This is a genomic window from Bradyrhizobium sp. BRP19 (assembly GCF_020194195.1).
GTDB lineage: Bacteria > Pseudomonadota > Alphaproteobacteria > Rhizobiales > Xanthobacteraceae > Bradyrhizobium > Bradyrhizobium yuanmingense.
Window position 1 is genome coordinate 766,387 of the sequence record NZ_JADYVZ010000002.1, and the last position, 15,170, is coordinate 781,556.

Genomic DNA, 15,170 nt, shown 5'->3' on the forward strand with positions numbered 1-15,170 from the left:
AGTGCGGCATGCACCGCTTGCACGTTTGTGTACAAACGGTATCGTCGCGGCGCCCGATTTTCGCGATTGCATGATCTTGGATATCGTCTTGGGCTTGGGAACGAGGATGACGCAGACACCGATCCGCCTCACCGTGAACGGCAGGATCCACGAGGTCACGGCAGCGCCGGACACGCCGCTGCTTTATGTGCTGCGCAACGACCTCGCGCTGAACGGCCCGAAATACGGCTGCGGCCTCGGCGAATGCGGCACCTGTACTGTCCTGATCGACGGACTGGCGGCACGCTCCTGCGCGATTCCGGTGAGCGGCTGCGCCGGGCGCGACATCGTGACGCTCGAAGGCCTCGGCACAAGCGACAAGCCCGACGTCGTGCAGCAGGCCTTCATCGACGAGCAGGCCGCACAATGCGGCTATTGTCTCAACGGCATGATCATGACCACCAAGGCGTTGCTTGCGATCAACCCGCGGCCGACCGAACAGGAGGCCTTGGCGGCGCTGCGCTACAATCTCTGCCGTTGCGGGACGCATGTCGAGATCCTTCGCGCAGTGATGCGCGCATCGGGCCAGCTCACCGAGGCCGCAGATTGATGGCGTCCTTTGTTACGAACGGAGCTGAGCGTGCGGGTTCGCTCATCGTCGCGCGCAGCGTGGACGAGGTCACATCGGAAACCTTCGTCCGCATCACCGCGGACGGTTCGGTCACGGCCTATAACGGCCATGTCGATCTCGGCACCGGCATCCGCACTGCGCTGGGCCAGATCGTCGCCGAAGAGCTCGACGTTTCTTTTGCCCGCGTCATCGTCGTACTCGGCGACACGGCATTGGTGCCGAACCAGGGCGCGACGATCGCGAGCGAAACCATCCAGATCACGGCCGTGCCGCTGCGGAAGGCTGCGGCGCAAGCCCGGCACTTTCTGATCGCGCGCGCGGCGGAACGCCTGGACTTGCCCGAAGCCGAGCTCAAGATCGAGGACGGACTCGTTCGCGGCCACGACAATCGCAGCGTCAGCTATGGCGAGCTCATCGGCGACGAAGCGATCCGCCTCGAGCTCGCCGATGACGTCGAGCTCAAGCCTGTCGGCGATTACGCCATCGTGGGCCAGTCGGTGCCGCGCGTCGATCTACCTGCTAAAGCCACGGGCGAGCTGACTTTCGTGCACGACGTCCGAGTATCAGGAATGGTGCATGGCCGCGTGGTGCGGCCGCCCTATGCTGGCGTCGATGCCGGACCGTTCGTCGGCACCAGCCTCATTGCGGTCGACGAATCCTCCGTGCGCGACATTCCCGGCCTTGTCGCCGTCGTGCGGATCGGCGATTTCGTCGGCGTCGTCGCCGAGCGCGAGGAGAATGCGATCCGTGCGGCAGAGCAGCTCAAGGTGAGCTGGAAGCCGACGCCGACGCTTACCGATCTTGGCGATGTCGAGACCGCCCTGCGTGCCAATCCATCGACGCGGCGCACACTGATCGACAAGGGCGAGGTCGACAAGGCGATATCAGCCGCGGCCAAGCCGATGCAGCGCACTTACCTCTGGCCGTATCAGATGCACGCCTCGATCGGCCCCTCCTGCGCCGTCGCCAACTTTCAGGACGGTAACATCCGCGTCTGGTCGGGCACGCAGAACCCGCACGTGCTGCGCGGCGACCTGGCGCTGCTGATCGAGCGCCCCGAGAGCGAGATCGAGGTGATCCGGCTGGAGGCCGCCGGCTGCTACGGCCGCAATTGCGCCGACGACGTCACCGCCGATGCGCTGCTGCTGTCGCGCGCCGTCGGCCGTCCGGTCCGCGTGCAGCTGACGCGTGAGCAGGAGCATGCCTGGGAGCCCAAAGGCACCGCGCAGCTCATCGACGTCAATGGCGGCCTCGACGCTGACGGCAGCATCGCCGCTTACGATCTCGCCACGCGCTATCCCTCGAACGCCGCGCCGACGCTGGCGCTGCTGCTGACGGGTCGGATCTCGCCCGAACCCGCGGTGCTCCAGATGGGCGACCGTACCGCGATCCCGCCTTACGATTACGAGCACATGCGCGTCGTCGCCCACGACACACCGCCGATCGTGCGTGCCTCCTGGTTCCGCGGCGTCTCGGCATTGCCGAACACCTTTGCGCATGAATCCTATATCGACGAGGCTGCGGCCGAAGCCGCCGTCGATCCGATCGAATATCGCCTGCGCTATCTGAAAGACCCGCGCGCGATCGATCTGGTCAATGCGGTGGCCGAGCGCGCGGGCTGGACGCCGCGGCCGGTCCGAGAGGAGAAGGACGGCGAGGTCGTGCACGGGCGCGGCTTTGCATATGCGCTCTACGTCCACAGCAAGTTTCCGGGTTACGGCGCGGCGTGGTCGGCCTGGGTTGCCGACGTCGCGGTGAACAAGACGACCGGCGACGTCAGCGTGACGCGCGTCGTCGCGGGGCAGGATTCCGGGTTGATGATTAACCCGGACGGCGTGCGCCACCAGATCCAGGGCAACGTCATCCAATCCACCAGCCGCGCGCTGATGGAAGAGGTGTCGTTCGAGCGCGGCACGGTGGCCGCGCGCGAATGGGGCGCCTATCCCATCATCCCCTTCCCCGACGTACCCAAGATCGACGTCTTGATGCTGCCGCGGCAGGACCAGCCGCCGCTCGGCGTCGGCGAGTCTGCTTCGGTGCCGAGCGCAGCGGCGATCGCGAACGCCATCTTCGATGCCACCGGCGTGCGCTTCCGCGAGCCGCCGTTCACGCCCGAGCGAATCCTCAAGGGTCTGCGTGGCGATGCGGCGGTGACGCCGCAGGCTCTGCCCGCACCGGCGGCATCGCGGCCGTCGCGGGTCTGGGCGAATCCGTTCGCCAGGCGCGCCGGTATCGCTGCAGCGATCGCAGCCGTCTGCACCGCTGCCATCGGCATCGGTGCGGCGCTCCTTCCAGGTCGCGCGATTGCGCCGATCGCACGGCCCGACGCGTCGGTCTATTCCGCGGCGACCATCGCCCGCGGCGAGCAGCTTGCAGCGCTTGGCAATTGCGCGGAGTGCCATACCAGCATTGGCGGCGCGCTCAACGCCGGCGGCCGCGCATTGGAGACGCCATTCGGCACGATCTATTCGACCAACATCACGCCCGACGTCGAGACCGGGATCGGTGCCTGGTCCTATCCGGCCTTCGAGCGCGCCATGCGCGATGGCTTGCATCGCGACGGACGGCAGCTCTATCCCGCTTTTCCCTACACGCATTTTGCAAAGACCAGCGACGCGGACATGCAGGCGCTCTATGCGTATCTGATGGCGCAGCCTTCAGTGCGTGCGACGGCACCGCCGAACGAACTCGCCTTCCCTTACAATCTCCGCTCGTTGCTCGCGGGCTGGAATGCGCTGTTCCACGACACGAAGGAGTTCAAGCCTGATCCCGCCAAGTCCGATCAATGGAATCGCGGCGCCTATCTGGTCGAAGGTCTCGGCCATTGCAGCGGCTGTCATTCGCCGCGCAACGCGCTCGGCGCCGAGCAACGCAACGCTTATCTCGCCGGCGGCTTTGCCGAGGGCTGGGAAGCGCCGGCGCTGACCTCGCTCTCGCACGCGCCGATTCCGTGGAGCGAGGAGGAGCTCTACGCCTATTTGCGCACCGGCCATTCGCGTTACCACGGTGTCGCGGCCGGCCCGATGGCGCCTGTTATCCGCGACCTCAAGGCTCTGCCCGACCAGGACATCCGTGCGATGGCGGTCTATCTCAACTCGTTCAATGACACGGCGGTCGACCAACAGGCGCAGGATGCGCTTGCCGCCAAGCTCGAAAGCACAACGGAAGTGACCGTCGCCTCCTCCGCGGGCGCGCGCCTCTATCAAGGCGCCTGCGCGGTCTGCCACGAGGTCGGCGGCCTGCCGCTGTTCGGCACGCGGCCCTCACTCGCGCTCAACAGCAACGTTCACAGCACGAAGGCGGATAATCTCGTGCAGGTGATCCTGCACGGCATTGCAGACCCAGTCTCCAGCGACCTCGGCTACATGCCCGCGTTCAGGAATAGCATGAGCGATGCACAGGTCGAGGAGCTCGTGACGTTTTTGCGCAAGCAGTTCGCGCCGGACAAGCCGGCCTGGACCGGCGTGCGCGAGACGATCTCGCGGGTGCGAAGTTCGACCCACTAACGTCATTCCGGGGCCCGAGCATAGCGAGGGAGCCCGGAATCCATAACCACCAGCCGGGGTTATGGATTCCGGGCTCGCCGCTTCGCGTCGCCCCGGAATGACACTGCGTGAATACGCTAGTCGTGCTTCACCTCCACCGGCGGCGTGCCGTGGGTGTGGAAGGACTCGATCGTCTTCAATCCCCAGGCCTGGCCCTTCTTGCGCTCCTCCTCGGTCCACACGATCGGCTTCCAGTCGGGCGCGAGAATGAGACGCGCGCCGGCATTGGCGACTTCGACGCGGTTGCCGCCGGGCTCATAGACATAGAGGAAGAAGGTCTGCTGGATCGCGTGCTTGTGCGGCCCGGTCTCGATGTGCACGCCGTTCTCTAGAAAAATGTCGGCGGCGCGCAGAATCTCCTCACGGCTGTCGAGCGCGTAGGTGACGTGATGGAAGCGGCCCGGCACGCCCGAGTGATCGAGCGAATAGGCGAAGTCGTAGCTCTTGTTCGACATCGTCAGCCACATCGCGGCCTCACGGCCGTCGTTGAGTACGATCTGCTCGGTGAGGCGGCAGCCGAGGTAATTCTCGAAGAACTCGCGGTTGGCCTTGATGTCGACGGCGAGGCAATTGAGATGATCGAGCCGGCGGACGTTGACGCCACGCGCCGGAAAGCGCTGCGCCTGGTTCTTTAGTGCGGGCTTGAGCTCCGGCGGCGCCTGATACCATTCGGTCTCGTAATAGAGCTCGACGATGTGGCCATCGGGGTCGCGGCAGCGGAAGGTCGGCCCCTGCCCCATGTCGCCGTCGATCCAGCCGATGTCGAAGCCGGATCCCTTCAGCGCGGCGACGCGCCGCTCCAGCGCCTGCTGGCTGCGCGCACGGAGCGCCATGTGGCCCATGCCCGAGGTCTTCGACGCCGTGAGCTTGAGCGAATAGCGCTCGTAATCGTCCCAGCCGCGCAAATAGACCGACTCGCCCTTCTGTCCGCTGACGGTCATGCCCATGACATCGACGAAGAACTTCAGGCTCTCGTCGGGCTTCGGCGTCAGCAGCTCCATGTGGCCGAGGTGGGCAAGGTCGAGGATCGGTTCGGGCTGCATGGCTTCCTCCTGGAGCGGACGCGGGGCTTTCGGCGCGGCCCCTCATTTGTACTAATGTACAAATCATTAGGTCCAGTCAACAAAGCAGCCGGTATCCTGCTGCGATCGGCGCCTGACCGCCGGCCTCCGGACGAGACGGGCAGCCTGCCCGAATGGTAAACTCTTCCTTAAGGACCATCTCACCTGAAAGGTCCGGAAAATGCAGCATTTTCCCGGCGATTTTGCCAATAAGCAGGCATTGGCGGCGAGGCTCCCGACCGAATTACCGCGGATTTAATGGAGCCGGCGCGTCCGGCGTTTAACCGTTTGTGCAGCGACGGCCGCGCATAGTCCGGGCAACTCCCCTTGCTCTTGCCAGGTTCATTCATCGTGACATCCTTTGGACGCGTGATTTCGGTTCGCGGATCGCTCGCCCGGGTTGGGCTTCTGGCGGAAAGCCGGATGCCGATCTCGGAGGTGCGGGCCACCGTCGGCCGGTTCGTCAGCATTCGCTGCGCCAGCTCGGTCATCGTTGCGATGATCACGGAGGTCTCCTGCGAAAATCTGTCGGGCTCGGACAATTACATTGCCATCGCCTCGGTCGACCTGCTCGGCGAGATCCTCAATGCCGCGGACAAGGCCAAATTTCAGCGCGGCGTCACCAACTATCCGACCATCGGCGATGCCGTCGACCTGATCACGAGCCAGGAGCTGCGCACGATCTACGCGCCGACCGGCTCGGACCAGATCAATGTCGGCTTCCTGCAGCAGGACCGCTCGGTCATCGCCTATGTCGACGTCGAGGAAATGCTGTCCAAGCATTTTGCCGTGCTGGGATCGACCGGCGTCGGTAAATCGACCGGCGTCTCGCTGCTGCTCAACGAGATCCTGAAGGCGCGGCCGAACCTGCGCATCTTCCTGCTCGACGTGCACAACGAATATGGCCGCTGCTTCGGCGACCGCGCGCTGGTGCTCAACCCGCGAAACCTGAAGCTGCCGTTCTGGCTGTTCAACTTCGAGGAAATCGTCGACGTGCTGTTCGGCGGCCGCGCCGGCGTGCCGGAAGAGCTCGACATCCTCGCCGAGGTGATCCCGCTCGCCAAAGGCGTCTACACCCAGTACCAGAACGCCGACCGCATCGGCCTCAAGCGCATCGATCCCAAGCAGATAGGCTATACCGTCGATACGCCTGTGCCCTATCGCCTGGTCGACCTGTTGTCGCTGATCGACGAGCGGATGGGCAAGCTCGAGAACCGCTCCTCGCGCATCATCTATCACAAGCTGATCTCGCGCATCGAGGCCGTGCGCAACGACCCGCGCTACGCCTTCATGTTCGACAACGCCAATGTCGGCGGCGACACCATGGCCGAGGTGATCAGCCATCTGTTCCGCCTGCCCGCCAACGGCAAGCCGATGACGGTGATGCAGCTCGCCGGCTTCCCGGCCGAGGTGATCGATTCCGTCGTCTCCGTGCTCTGCCGCATGGCCTTCGACTTCGGCCTGTGGAGCGACGGCGTCTCGCCGCTGCTGTTCGTCTGCGAAGAGGCGCACCGCTACGCCTCCGCCGACCGCAACATCGGCTTCGGCCCGACCCGCAAGGCGGTATCGCGCATCGCCAAGGAAGGCCGCAAATACGGCGTCTATCTCGGCCTCATCACCCAGCGCCCCGCCGAGCTCGACGCCACCATCATCTCCCAGTGCAACACGCTGTTCACGATGCGCCTCGCCAACGACCGCGACCAGGCGCTGCTGCGCGCCGCGGTGTCGGACGCCGCCGCGAACCTGCTCTCCTTCGTGCCGTCGCTCGGCACCCGCGAGGTGCTGGCGTTCGGCGAAGGCGTGGCGCTGCCGACCCGCTTGCGCTTCAAGGAGGTGCCGCCGCACCAATTGCCGCGCGGCGAGGCCACCATCTCGAGCGTGCCCTCCGTCACCTCCGGCCACGACATGCATTTCGTCAGCGCCGTGCTCGAACGCTGGCGCGGCGCCACCTCGCAGCGCGACGTGCCGAACGACCCCGTGTTCTCGGCACCGCCCGCGAAGACGATGTCCAGCGTCGAAGCCCCGATGCTGCAGCCCTCGATGGGCCTCGATCCGGACCGCTTCTCGCTGCTGAAGAAGCCGCTGCGGTAAGGCTTCGCTCCATCCACATCGTCATTGCGAGCGCAGCGAAGCAATGACGGAGGATGGAACGTCGTTCCCACCTGACACCTTCGTCGCGGCCACTTCGGACCGGCAGATTGAGCCCGCCTTCCGCATCGACTATGGTTCCCGCCCCAAGCCGGAATCCATGCCCATGACAAAGACCGCCGCGCAACGCTTTCCCGCCCCCGCCCTCGACACCCTGCCCGACGACATCCGTAAGCGCCTCCTTGCCGTGCAGGAGAAGAGCGGCTTCGTCCCGAACGTGTTCCTGACGCTGGCCTATCGCCCCGACGAGTTCCGCGCCTTCTTCGCCTATCACGACGCGCTGATGGAGAAAGACGGCGGCCTCACCAAGGCCGAGCGCGAGATGATCGTGGTGGCGACGTCGGCGGCCAACCAGTGCCAATATTGCGTGATCGCCCATGGCGCGATCCTGCGCATCCGCGCCAAGAACCCTGTGATCGCCGACCAGGTCGCGATCAACTACCGCAAGGCCGACATCACGCCGCGGCAGAAGGCGATGCTCGATTTCGCCATGAAGGTCTCGGCAGACGCGCAGCGGATTTCCGAGAACGATTTCGCCGCTCTCGCGCCGCACGGCTTCAGCGACGATGATATCTGGGACATCGCCGCGATCTCGGCCTTCTTCGCGCTGTCGAACCGGCTGGCGAATTTCACGGGCATGCGGCCGAACGAGGAGTTCTATCTGATGGGCCGCCTGCCGAAGACGTAGTCGAGGCGCGAGGACCGGGCTCGATGGTCGGAACTCCTGTCCGCAACCGACGGACGCCTGGCTTCACAGGAGTCCTCGCGAGAGCTAGAACCGAAGCCGCCGCGCCCAAATCGGCTTCAGCAGTTCGAGCGCCGTGAGCACCAATAGTCCGGCGCCGAGCGTGATCATCAGATCGTCAAGATGCAGGGGACCGAAGCGAAACAGGCCTGAGGCCGGCGGCCAGAACAAGGCTGTGGCGAGAACGAGCGCAATCAAGAGGAAGATCCAGAGCAATGCCGCGTTCGGACGGAAGAAGGCGGACAAGAACGATGCGCTGAAGGATCGATTGACCAGCACCAGCGCGAGGACGCAGACGACGAGCGCGATGAATGCGAGGGTGCGAGCCTCCTCGGGCGGAAGGCCGGAACGAAGCGCTGCGACGAAGATCACGGCGATCAAGGCGAAAGCCATCGTGCCTTGCAGAACGCTCCAGGCGATCAGGGGCCACGAGAACAGCTCCGCATCGGCACGCCGCGGCGGACGCTTCATGACGTCGCGCTCCTCCCGCTCGGCCTCGAACACCAGCGAGCAGACGGGATCGATGATCAGCTCCAGAAAGGCGATGTGCACCGGGCCGAGCACCAGCGGCAGCCCGAACACCAGGGGAAGCAGCGCAAGACCCGCGATCGGCACGTGGACGGCAAAGATAAAGGCCATGGCCTTGCGCAGATTGTCGTAGATCCGGCGACCGAGGCGGATGGATGCGACGATGGAGCTGAAGTCGTCGTCGAGCAGGACGATCGAGGATGCCTCGCGAGCGACGTCGGTGCCGCGGCCACCCATCGCGATTCCGATATGGGCGGCCTTCAGCGACGGCGCGTCGTTGACGCCGTCGCCCGTCATCGCGACGATCTCGCCGCTGCGCTTCAGCGCCTGCACGATCCGCAGCTTCTGCTCCGGCAGAACCCGCGCGAAGACGTTCACCTTCCTGACGAGTGCCTCGAGCTCGCGGTCGTCAGCGAGCTTGACCTGCTCCCCGGTCGCGACCTCATCGACGTCGAGCCCGGCTTGCGCGGCGATCGCCATGGCGGTCGCCGGATAGTCGCCCGTGATCATGATGACGCGGATGCCGGCCGAACGGCATTCGCGAACCGCCTCCGGAACATGAGGCCGCAACGGATCGGCAAGCCCGACCAGGCCGACGAAGCGAAATACAAAAGCCTCCTGGGATGCCGGCAGGGAAGCCTCATCGCAAACGGCAATCGCCATCCCCAGCACCCGGAGCCCGTCCTTCGCCATTGCCCCGATGGCAGCTTGCACGGCCTCCCGATCGGCCTCGTTCAGCCTGCACAGGCGCGCAATCGCTTCCGGCGCGCCCTTGGCGCATGCGACGAGGTCCGCCCCTCCGGCTGTCCGCCAAACCTGGGTCATGGCCAGCAGCTCGGGGCGCAGACCATAGGTGCGCACCAGCGTCCGCTCGCCATCCATCGCGTCGCCGTCCCGCAGGACACCACGCGCGAACGAATGCAGCGCCTTCTCCATCGGATCGAACGGCTCCGGAGAGCTTGCCAGTGCCCCGCAGCGCGCCAGCTCTGCGAATTCGCGCCCGACCTGATCCGGTCCGGACGCCTCCGCGCGCAGGCGCGCGCCGTCCAGCAGGCGCAGCTCGGCGACCGACATCTGATTCTGCGTCAGCGTTCCGGTCTTGTCGGTGCACAGGACTGTTGCTGAGCCGAGGACCTCGATGGCGGCGGCGCGCCGCGTCAGGACGCGGGCCTGCGAAATCCGCCACGCACCCATGGCCATGAACACCGTGAGCACGACACCGAATTCTTCCGGAAGCATCGACATACCGATGGCGACGCCTGCCAGCAGCGCCTGCAGCCAGTCGCCGCGCGAGACGCCGTAGAGCACAATCGCGGCCAGGCTGATGATGGTGCCGCCGAGGAAGCAGAGCCGCACCAGCCTTGCGGTCTGTTGCTGAAGCCGCGGCGGCTCGGCCTGCAAGCCGCGAAGCGACAGCCCGATCTTCCCGATCTCGCTGCGCGGCCCGGTGGCCTCGACCAGCGCCAACCCCTCGCCGCGCACGACGAGCGAGCCGGAATACACGAATGGCTGATCCTCGCCGCCGGGCCGGTGAGCGGCTACTTTGATCTTGTCGGCGGTCTTCTTGCGGACGGGCACCGACTCGCCGGTCAGCAGGGACTCGTCGATCTGCAGGTCCCGCGCTTCGACGAGCGCGGCGTCGGCGGGAACGCGATCGCCTTCACCGAGGACGAGAAGGTCGCCCTGCACGACCTCGCGGCCGGCAATTCGCCGGCGCGCACCGTCACGCACCACCAGCGCCCGCGGGCTGGTCAGGTCGCGCAAGGCTTCCAGCACGCGCTCGGTCCGGGTTTCCTGCACCACCGTGATCACGATGGACATCGCCCCGAAGGCGAGCAGGATCAACGCCTCCTTGAGATCGCCGAGCACGAGGTAGATCAGCCCGCCGCAGAGCAGCAGCAGGAGCATCGGCTCGCGCAGCACTTCCACCACGATGCGCAGCGGACTGCGTCGTTCCGGCCGAGGCAGTTCGTTGGGGCCGTCTGCCGCGAGCCTCGCCCGCGCCTCGGTCTCACTCAGACCGGCCGCACCTCCGCGTTGCACCTCGCTCACGGTTTCCGCCGCAGGCTCCAGAAGCTGCCGGCACCGACGATTGCGGTGGCGAGCAGGACGGCGACGAAAGTCTGGATAAAGGTGAAGTTCAGCGCGTCACGCGCAACGAACAGCGCCGTGATCGCGCCGGCGAGGACAAAGAGGATGCGAAAGATGACGCTCATGGCCGTGCCTCCAAGATCTGCATGACAAGATCTGCATGACTTGGAGCCCGGGCCCTCCCATCGGGCACAACGCTGTCTCTGCAACCATGCAGGCAGACCTTAGCCGGTCAGGGCGAGGCAGGTTTGCGACAGGTCAAACCTGACCCGGCCATCATCGGTCGACGACTGCGACGTGATGTCCACCCAGCAGCCAACAGTCAACAGCCGCTGCATCGCTCACGGCTGCGAGGCGTATGCGGCTAGCGCTTCGCCATCAACTCGAGCGCCGGAGCAAAGCGCTCCGCGAACGTCAACGTCTTGGCGTGGTGGACTGCGGCAAAGGATGCAGAGATTCCCGCCGAAGCGACCGCGAGCAAGGCAACTACGAAAGCCAGACGGCGCATGTTCGCCTCCTGTATGAGCTCGACTACCCCATAGAGATGGGGCCGCTCTGTTTCAGGATGGTTTCGTGGGCGGGGAAATTGATTTCGCTCAAGCGGCTGTGATGAGATCCGGCTTATCTCGGCACATTCCGTAACCAACTAACAAGGGTGGACGTGTTTTGCAGCGCCGGCCGTATTGGGAATTTGATACCCGCGAGCGCTATCCTAGGCACTGCGGCGGCAACATTCGCCGGAATGGGAGTCGTCGAGGACTACGCAAATGAAGATCGTGATCCAGAAGCTCAATGGCCTGTGGCATCTCATCGTCGGATCGAGCCAGATCCGAACGCCCTTCCTGGATACCCAGGACCGCGCGCTGGTGGTAACTTACGCCCGCCGGGCCTACCCCGGCGCCAGGATCTTCCAGCGCGACTGACGTGAATACCCTCAGTCGTCGTCCGCCGGGCCGCACCAGCCGGGCAGATAGATCGCATTCTTGCTTCTGGCCGCGGCCATCGCCTTCTCGAGCGCATTATCGAAATCGGCCTCCACCGCCTTGCGCGAGACCTGCCGGCGCAGGAAGTCGGCCCACAGGAATTCGGAGAACGGCGTGGTGTCCTTGGCGAAGCCGCCCATGCGGCGCAATTCGCCGGCAAGACTGCGGAACGGATCGTCCTTGAGGTCGGCCACCGATTTCGGCAGGTCGCGGAACGAGCGCCGCTCGCCCTTGGCGTCGTAAGGATAGACCCAGCGCTTGTTGTCCATGACGCCCCAGAACGCCTCGCGCTCCACCATCCTGAGATCGCCGACGACGGTCACCAGAACCTCCCTGACGCCTTCATCGTGCAGCGCGCGGCCGAGGTGATGATGATCGATCACGTAGTAGCGCGCGTCGGGGCCGTAAACGACGGGGATCATGTGCTTGCCGAGCAGATCCGCCTGCTTCTTCTTGCCGTGCTCGCGCCAGCGCCTGCGCTTCTCCTTGACCTCGCGCATGCCGACCGTCATCTGCGTCGGCCGGAGCGACAGGATCGGAACCGGATGCACTCTCGGCTCGCGCGCGTTGGTCGTGGTCATGATCGAAGGCCCCTGGCAGCAACGAACGGTTCGGGTTCCCGCGACTATGCCACGGGTCCCGCGGTGGCAAAATCCGTTCGGAAGACGCGCAGATCACAAGTCGATGCCGGCCGGTAAAAAAGACGTCCTCAATGGCTGTCGCTATGCCCGCGTTGCAGCGCAACGCTCGCGACGGACACGATGGCCCGTTGCTGGATCGCGGCACACCGGTCCATGCGCAAAATAGTACGAACGCACAAATGCATCCTGGCATTGCAAAGATTTACTGCAACGCGTGCCTCACCTATGCTATCTAGATCGCTGCTTCGGAGTGATCCCCGCCCCATGAACAATCAGCGGCCCATAAGCTCTGATGAGGAGCACCGGGTGCTCCAGTTCAGGCCGCGCACCCCGCCTGCCCCAAGGGTCCAGCGCGGTAATGGCTCCGTGCAACCGCTTCGCCTCACGCCCGAACGGCTGGACCTGTCGCGCTACGAGCAGCCGCGTGCCGAGCCCGACAATTACCGGCAGCGCATGCTTGCCAACATCGCAGCACTCGCCTTCACCATCGCGCTGACGGCGATCGGGATCTGGCTCGCGGTCAGCATCGCCGACCTGCGCCGGACCCAGGATTGCGTGCTGATGGGCCGCCGCGACTGCGTCAAGATCACGACGCCGCATATTTAGGGACCGGCCCGGCACGGACCTCGCGGCGGACGGACCCAGCCGGCATCCCCAGCCACGTCCGGTGCTGTCCCCGGAGGCCTGCCCGGCTCCATTGAACTCAAGGCGGCGCTCCGATATACGGGCTTTCGACCCGGCCAGAGGGGGGTTTGAGGGCGTCATCAGGGACGCGATGCCCAGCCACCGTGCCACTCTGGACAATCTGACAAATACCTACAATATATCAAAGGCTTAGTGATGTCCTCCACATTCGATCAGGTCGCCACGATCATCGCTGAAACCTGCGACATCCCGCGCGACACGATCACGCCGGATAGCCATGCCATCGATGACCTCGGCATCGACAGCCTCGATTTCCTCGATATCGCCTTCGCGATCGACAAGCAGTTCGGCATCAAGCTGCCGCTGGAGAAGTGGACTCAGGAGGTCAACGACGGCAAGGCGACCACCGAGCAATATTTCGTGCTGAAGAACCTGTGCGCCCGCATCGACGAACTGGTTGCGGCCAAGGGCGCGAGCGCCTAAGGGCGCAGTCATGCAACTCGAATACTTCCACATGATCGATCGCATCGTCGACCTCAAGGTCGACGAGAAGACGATCGTCGTCGAAGCGCAGGTCCCGCAGGAAAGCACCATCTTCGAGGGGCACTTCCCGGGTTATCCCTTGATGCCCGGCGTGCTCCTGATCGAATCGATGGCGCAGGCCTCGGGCTGGCTTCAACTCGGCGTGTTCAGATTCGAACGCATGCCGATCCTGGCCGCCGTGAAGGAGGCCAAGGTCCGCGGCTCGGTCTTCCCCGGCGACCTCATGAGCATCGAGGCGAGCCTCACCCATGAAGGCTCCGGCTATGCCATGACCGAGGCCAAGATCCGGGTCGGCGGCAAGCTGCGCGCCAATTCGGCGCTGACCTTCACGCTGATTCCCTTCCCCAATGCGGATATGCGCGGATACATGGCGAAGGTCGCCGAGCGCGTCGGCTTTCCGCAACAGGCCGTATCGTCATGACTGACACTCCCGCTTTGAAGCCGGGCCAGACCGAGGTCTGGATCACCGGCATTGGGCTCGCCACCTCGCTTGGCGAGGGCCTCGACGCCAATTGGGCCGCGCTTTCCGAGAAGCGCATCAATGTCGACGAGAAGGGCTTTGCGCCCTACATCGTGCATCCCTTGATGCCGGTATCCTTCGACAGCCAGATCCCGAAGAAGGGCGACCAGCGCCAGATGGAAGCCTGGCAGCGCATCGGCACCTATGCCGCCGGTCTTGCGCTCGATTCCGCCGGCATCAAAGGCAACAAGGACATCCTGTCGAAGATCGACATGGTCGTCGCTGCCGGCGGCGGAGAGCGCGACATCAACGTCGACAGCGGCATTCTCACCGCCGAGGCCAAGGGCGCTAACGCGCCGGGCTTCCTCAACGAACGGCTGATGAGCGATCTCAGGCCGACGCTGTTCCTGGCTCAGCTCTCCAACCTGCTCGCCGGCAACATCGCCATCGTGCACGGTCTGGGAGGTACCTCGCGCACCTTCATGGGCGAAGAGGTCGCCGGCGCCGACGCCGCCCGCATCGCGCTCGCGCGCATCGCCTCTGGCGAGAGCGACATCGCGCTGGTCGGCGGCTCGTACAACGGCGAGCGCAAGGACCTGCTCGTCCTCTACGAGTTCGGCGACTTCAACCTGAAGGATAAGTTCGCGCCCGTGTGGGCGCGCAAGGACCATCCCGGCTTCGCGCTCGGCTCGGCCGGCGCCTTCCTGGTGCTGGAATCGAAGGCGCATGCGCAAGCGCGCGGCGCCAAGCCGTTCGCAAAGCTGTCGAGCGTCGTCGCCGACCTCGCCAAACGCAAGCAGCCCGGCGACATGACCGCGACGCTCGAGAAGCTGTGGGACAAGCTGCCCAGGCGCGAGGGCAAGGGCGCGATCATCACCGGGGCGACCGGCGCGGAGCCTGCGACCTCGGACGAGCGCGACTTCCTGAAGAACCATGCCGACTTTCCGGTGCGCTCGACCGGCACGGTGTTCGGCCACGCCATGGAAACGCAATTTCCGCTCGGCATTGCCCTCGCTGCATTGTCGATCTCGCGCGGAGCGCTGTTCCCGCCGAATGATTCCACGGGGACCGAGATTGAAATGCAGGGCGCGCCCACCCAGATCGTGGTGGTGGGAGCCGGACACTGGCGCGGCGAAGGCATGGCGCTGGTCGAGGCGGTTTAATCAGCTC

14 protein-coding genes are annotated in these 15,170 nt (G+C 65.1%); 9 read left to right on the plus strand and 5 right to left on the minus strand.

Annotated features, from left to right (window positions below; all coding sequences use genetic code 11):
• Positions 1 to 106 precede the first annotated feature (106 nt).
• Both I6F36_RS09505 and I6F36_RS09510 read left to right on the plus strand, forming a co-directional pair.
• Positions 107 to 589 (plus strand): (2Fe-2S)-binding protein, encoded by a 483-nt coding sequence (locus I6F36_RS09505; protein ID WP_225171334.1) that lies wholly within the window; start codon positions 107 to 109, stop codon positions 587 to 589.
• A complete protein-coding gene (locus tag I6F36_RS09510; protein ID WP_225171335.1) occupies positions 589 to 4,116 on the plus strand; it encodes a molybdopterin cofactor-binding domain-containing protein in 3,528 nt (1,175 codons plus the stop codon). Before I6F36_RS09505 ends, I6F36_RS09510 begins: the two co-directional genes overlap by 1 nt.
• A 116-nt stretch (positions 4,117 to 4,232) precedes the next feature.
• On the opposite strand, the gene I6F36_RS09515 is transcribed toward I6F36_RS09510, so the two are convergent.
• The gene (locus tag I6F36_RS09515; protein WP_036001365.1) at positions 4,233 to 5,198 is read right to left on the minus strand and encodes a catechol 2,3-dioxygenase; all 966 of its coding nucleotides are present in this window, start codon (positions 5,196 to 5,198) and stop codon (positions 4,233 to 4,235) included.
• Positions 5,199 to 5,567: 369 nt separating this feature from the next.
• Here I6F36_RS09515 and I6F36_RS09520 point away from each other — a divergent pair, with 369 nt between their 5' ends.
• Positions 5,568 to 7,307, plus strand: coding sequence for an ATP-binding protein (locus I6F36_RS09520; protein WP_225146559.1), 1,740 nt, complete (start codon positions 5,568 to 5,570; stop codon positions 7,305 to 7,307).
• A gap of 163 nt (positions 7,308 to 7,470) precedes the next feature.
• Positions 7,471 to 8,052 (plus strand): peroxidase-related enzyme, encoded by a 582-nt coding sequence (locus tag I6F36_RS09525; protein ID WP_225171336.1) that lies wholly within the window; start codon positions 7,471 to 7,473, stop codon positions 8,050 to 8,052.
• An 84-nt stretch (positions 8,053 to 8,136) separates the two neighbouring features.
• Here the strand turns inward: I6F36_RS09525 and I6F36_RS09530 are convergent, their stop codons facing one another.
• From I6F36_RS09530 to I6F36_RS09540, 3 genes are all read right to left on the minus strand, one after another.
• The gene (locus tag I6F36_RS09530) at positions 8,137 to 10,689 is read right to left on the minus strand and encodes a cation-translocating P-type ATPase (RefSeq protein ID WP_225171337.1); all 2,553 of its coding nucleotides are present in this window, start codon (positions 10,687 to 10,689) and stop codon (positions 8,137 to 8,139) included.
• Positions 10,686 to 10,853 carry a hypothetical protein gene (locus I6F36_RS09535; protein ID WP_225171338.1) on the minus strand — a complete coding sequence of 56 codons (168 nt, stop codon included), beginning with the start codon at positions 10,851 to 10,853 and terminating at the stop codon, positions 10,686 to 10,688. Before I6F36_RS09535 ends, I6F36_RS09530 begins: the two co-directional genes overlap by 4 nt.
• A gap of 239 nt (positions 10,854 to 11,092) precedes the next feature.
• A complete protein-coding gene (locus I6F36_RS09540; protein ID WP_198399654.1) occupies positions 11,093 to 11,236 on the minus strand; it encodes a hypothetical protein in 144 nt (47 codons plus the stop codon).
• A gap of 259 nt (positions 11,237 to 11,495) precedes the next feature.
• Here I6F36_RS09540 and I6F36_RS09545 point away from each other — a divergent pair, with 259 nt between their 5' ends.
• Entirely contained in the window at positions 11,496 to 11,651 is a 156-nt protein-coding gene (locus I6F36_RS09545; protein WP_165637160.1) for a hypothetical protein, read from the plus strand.
• Between the two features lie 11 nt (positions 11,652 to 11,662).
• On the opposite strand, the gene I6F36_RS09550 is transcribed toward I6F36_RS09545, so the two are convergent.
• Positions 11,663 to 12,292: a ParB-like protein gene (locus tag I6F36_RS09550; protein ID WP_036022321.1), complete on the minus strand. Its 630-nt coding sequence runs from the start codon at positions 12,290 to 12,292 to the stop codon at positions 11,663 to 11,665.
• A gap of 324 nt (positions 12,293 to 12,616) precedes the next feature.
• Between I6F36_RS09550 and I6F36_RS09555 the strand changes: the two genes are divergently transcribed.
• From I6F36_RS09555 to I6F36_RS09570, 4 genes are all read left to right on the plus strand, one after another.
• Positions 12,617 to 12,958, plus strand: a complete 342-nt coding sequence (locus I6F36_RS09555) for a hypothetical protein (RefSeq protein WP_128262271.1) — start codon at positions 12,617 to 12,619, stop codon at positions 12,956 to 12,958.
• A gap of 234 nt (positions 12,959 to 13,192) precedes the next feature.
• Positions 13,193 to 13,480, plus strand: a complete 288-nt coding sequence (locus I6F36_RS09560) for an acyl carrier protein (RefSeq protein WP_007592476.1) — start codon at positions 13,193 to 13,195, stop codon at positions 13,478 to 13,480.
• A gap of 10 nt (positions 13,481 to 13,490) precedes the next feature.
• Positions 13,491 to 13,961: a 3-hydroxyacyl-ACP dehydratase FabZ family protein gene (locus I6F36_RS09565; RefSeq protein WP_036001387.1), complete on the plus strand. Its 471-nt coding sequence runs from the start codon at positions 13,491 to 13,493 to the stop codon at positions 13,959 to 13,961.
• Positions 13,958 to 15,163 carry a beta-ketoacyl-ACP synthase gene (locus I6F36_RS09570; RefSeq protein WP_225146556.1) on the plus strand — a complete coding sequence of 402 codons (1,206 nt, stop codon included), beginning with the start codon at positions 13,958 to 13,960 and terminating at the stop codon, positions 15,161 to 15,163. Before I6F36_RS09565 ends, I6F36_RS09570 begins: the two co-directional genes overlap by 4 nt.
• The last annotated feature ends 7 nt before the right edge of the window (positions 15,164 to 15,170 follow it).

Bases quoted from the DNA above. Each gene is read 5' to 3' on its own strand.
- I6F36_RS09505 (WP_225171334.1), top strand. From the start codon at position 107: ATGACGCAGACACCGATCCGCCTCACCGTGAACGGCAGGATCCACGAG.
- I6F36_RS09510 (WP_225171335.1), top strand. From the start codon at position 589: ATGGCGTCCTTTGTTACGAACGGAGCTGAGCGTGCGGGTTCGCTCATC.
- I6F36_RS09515 (WP_036001365.1), bottom strand. From the start codon at position 5,198: ATGCAGCCCGAACCGATCCTCGACCTTGCCCACCTCGGCCACATGGAG.
- I6F36_RS09525 (WP_225171336.1), top strand. From the start codon at position 7,471: ATGACAAAGACCGCCGCGCAACGCTTTCCCGCCCCCGCCCTCGACACC.
- I6F36_RS09535 (WP_225171338.1), bottom strand. From the start codon at position 10,853: ATGAGCGTCATCTTTCGCATCCTCTTTGTCCTCGCCGGCGCGATCACG.
- I6F36_RS09540 (WP_198399654.1), bottom strand. From the start codon at position 11,236: ATGCGCCGTCTGGCTTTCGTAGTTGCCTTGCTCGCGGTCGCTTCGGCG.
- I6F36_RS09545 (WP_165637160.1), top strand. From the start codon at position 11,496: ATGAAGATCGTGATCCAGAAGCTCAATGGCCTGTGGCATCTCATCGTC.
- I6F36_RS09550 (WP_036022321.1), bottom strand. From the start codon at position 12,292: ATGACCACGACCAACGCGCGCGAGCCGAGAGTGCATCCGGTTCCGATC.
- I6F36_RS09555 (WP_128262271.1), top strand. From the start codon at position 12,617: ATGAACAATCAGCGGCCCATAAGCTCTGATGAGGAGCACCGGGTGCTC.
- I6F36_RS09560 (WP_007592476.1), top strand. From the start codon at position 13,193: ATGTCCTCCACATTCGATCAGGTCGCCACGATCATCGCTGAAACCTGC.
- I6F36_RS09565 (WP_036001387.1), top strand. From the start codon at position 13,491: ATGCAACTCGAATACTTCCACATGATCGATCGCATCGTCGACCTCAAG.
- I6F36_RS09570 (WP_225146556.1), top strand. From the start codon at position 13,958: ATGACTGACACTCCCGCTTTGAAGCCGGGCCAGACCGAGGTCTGGATC.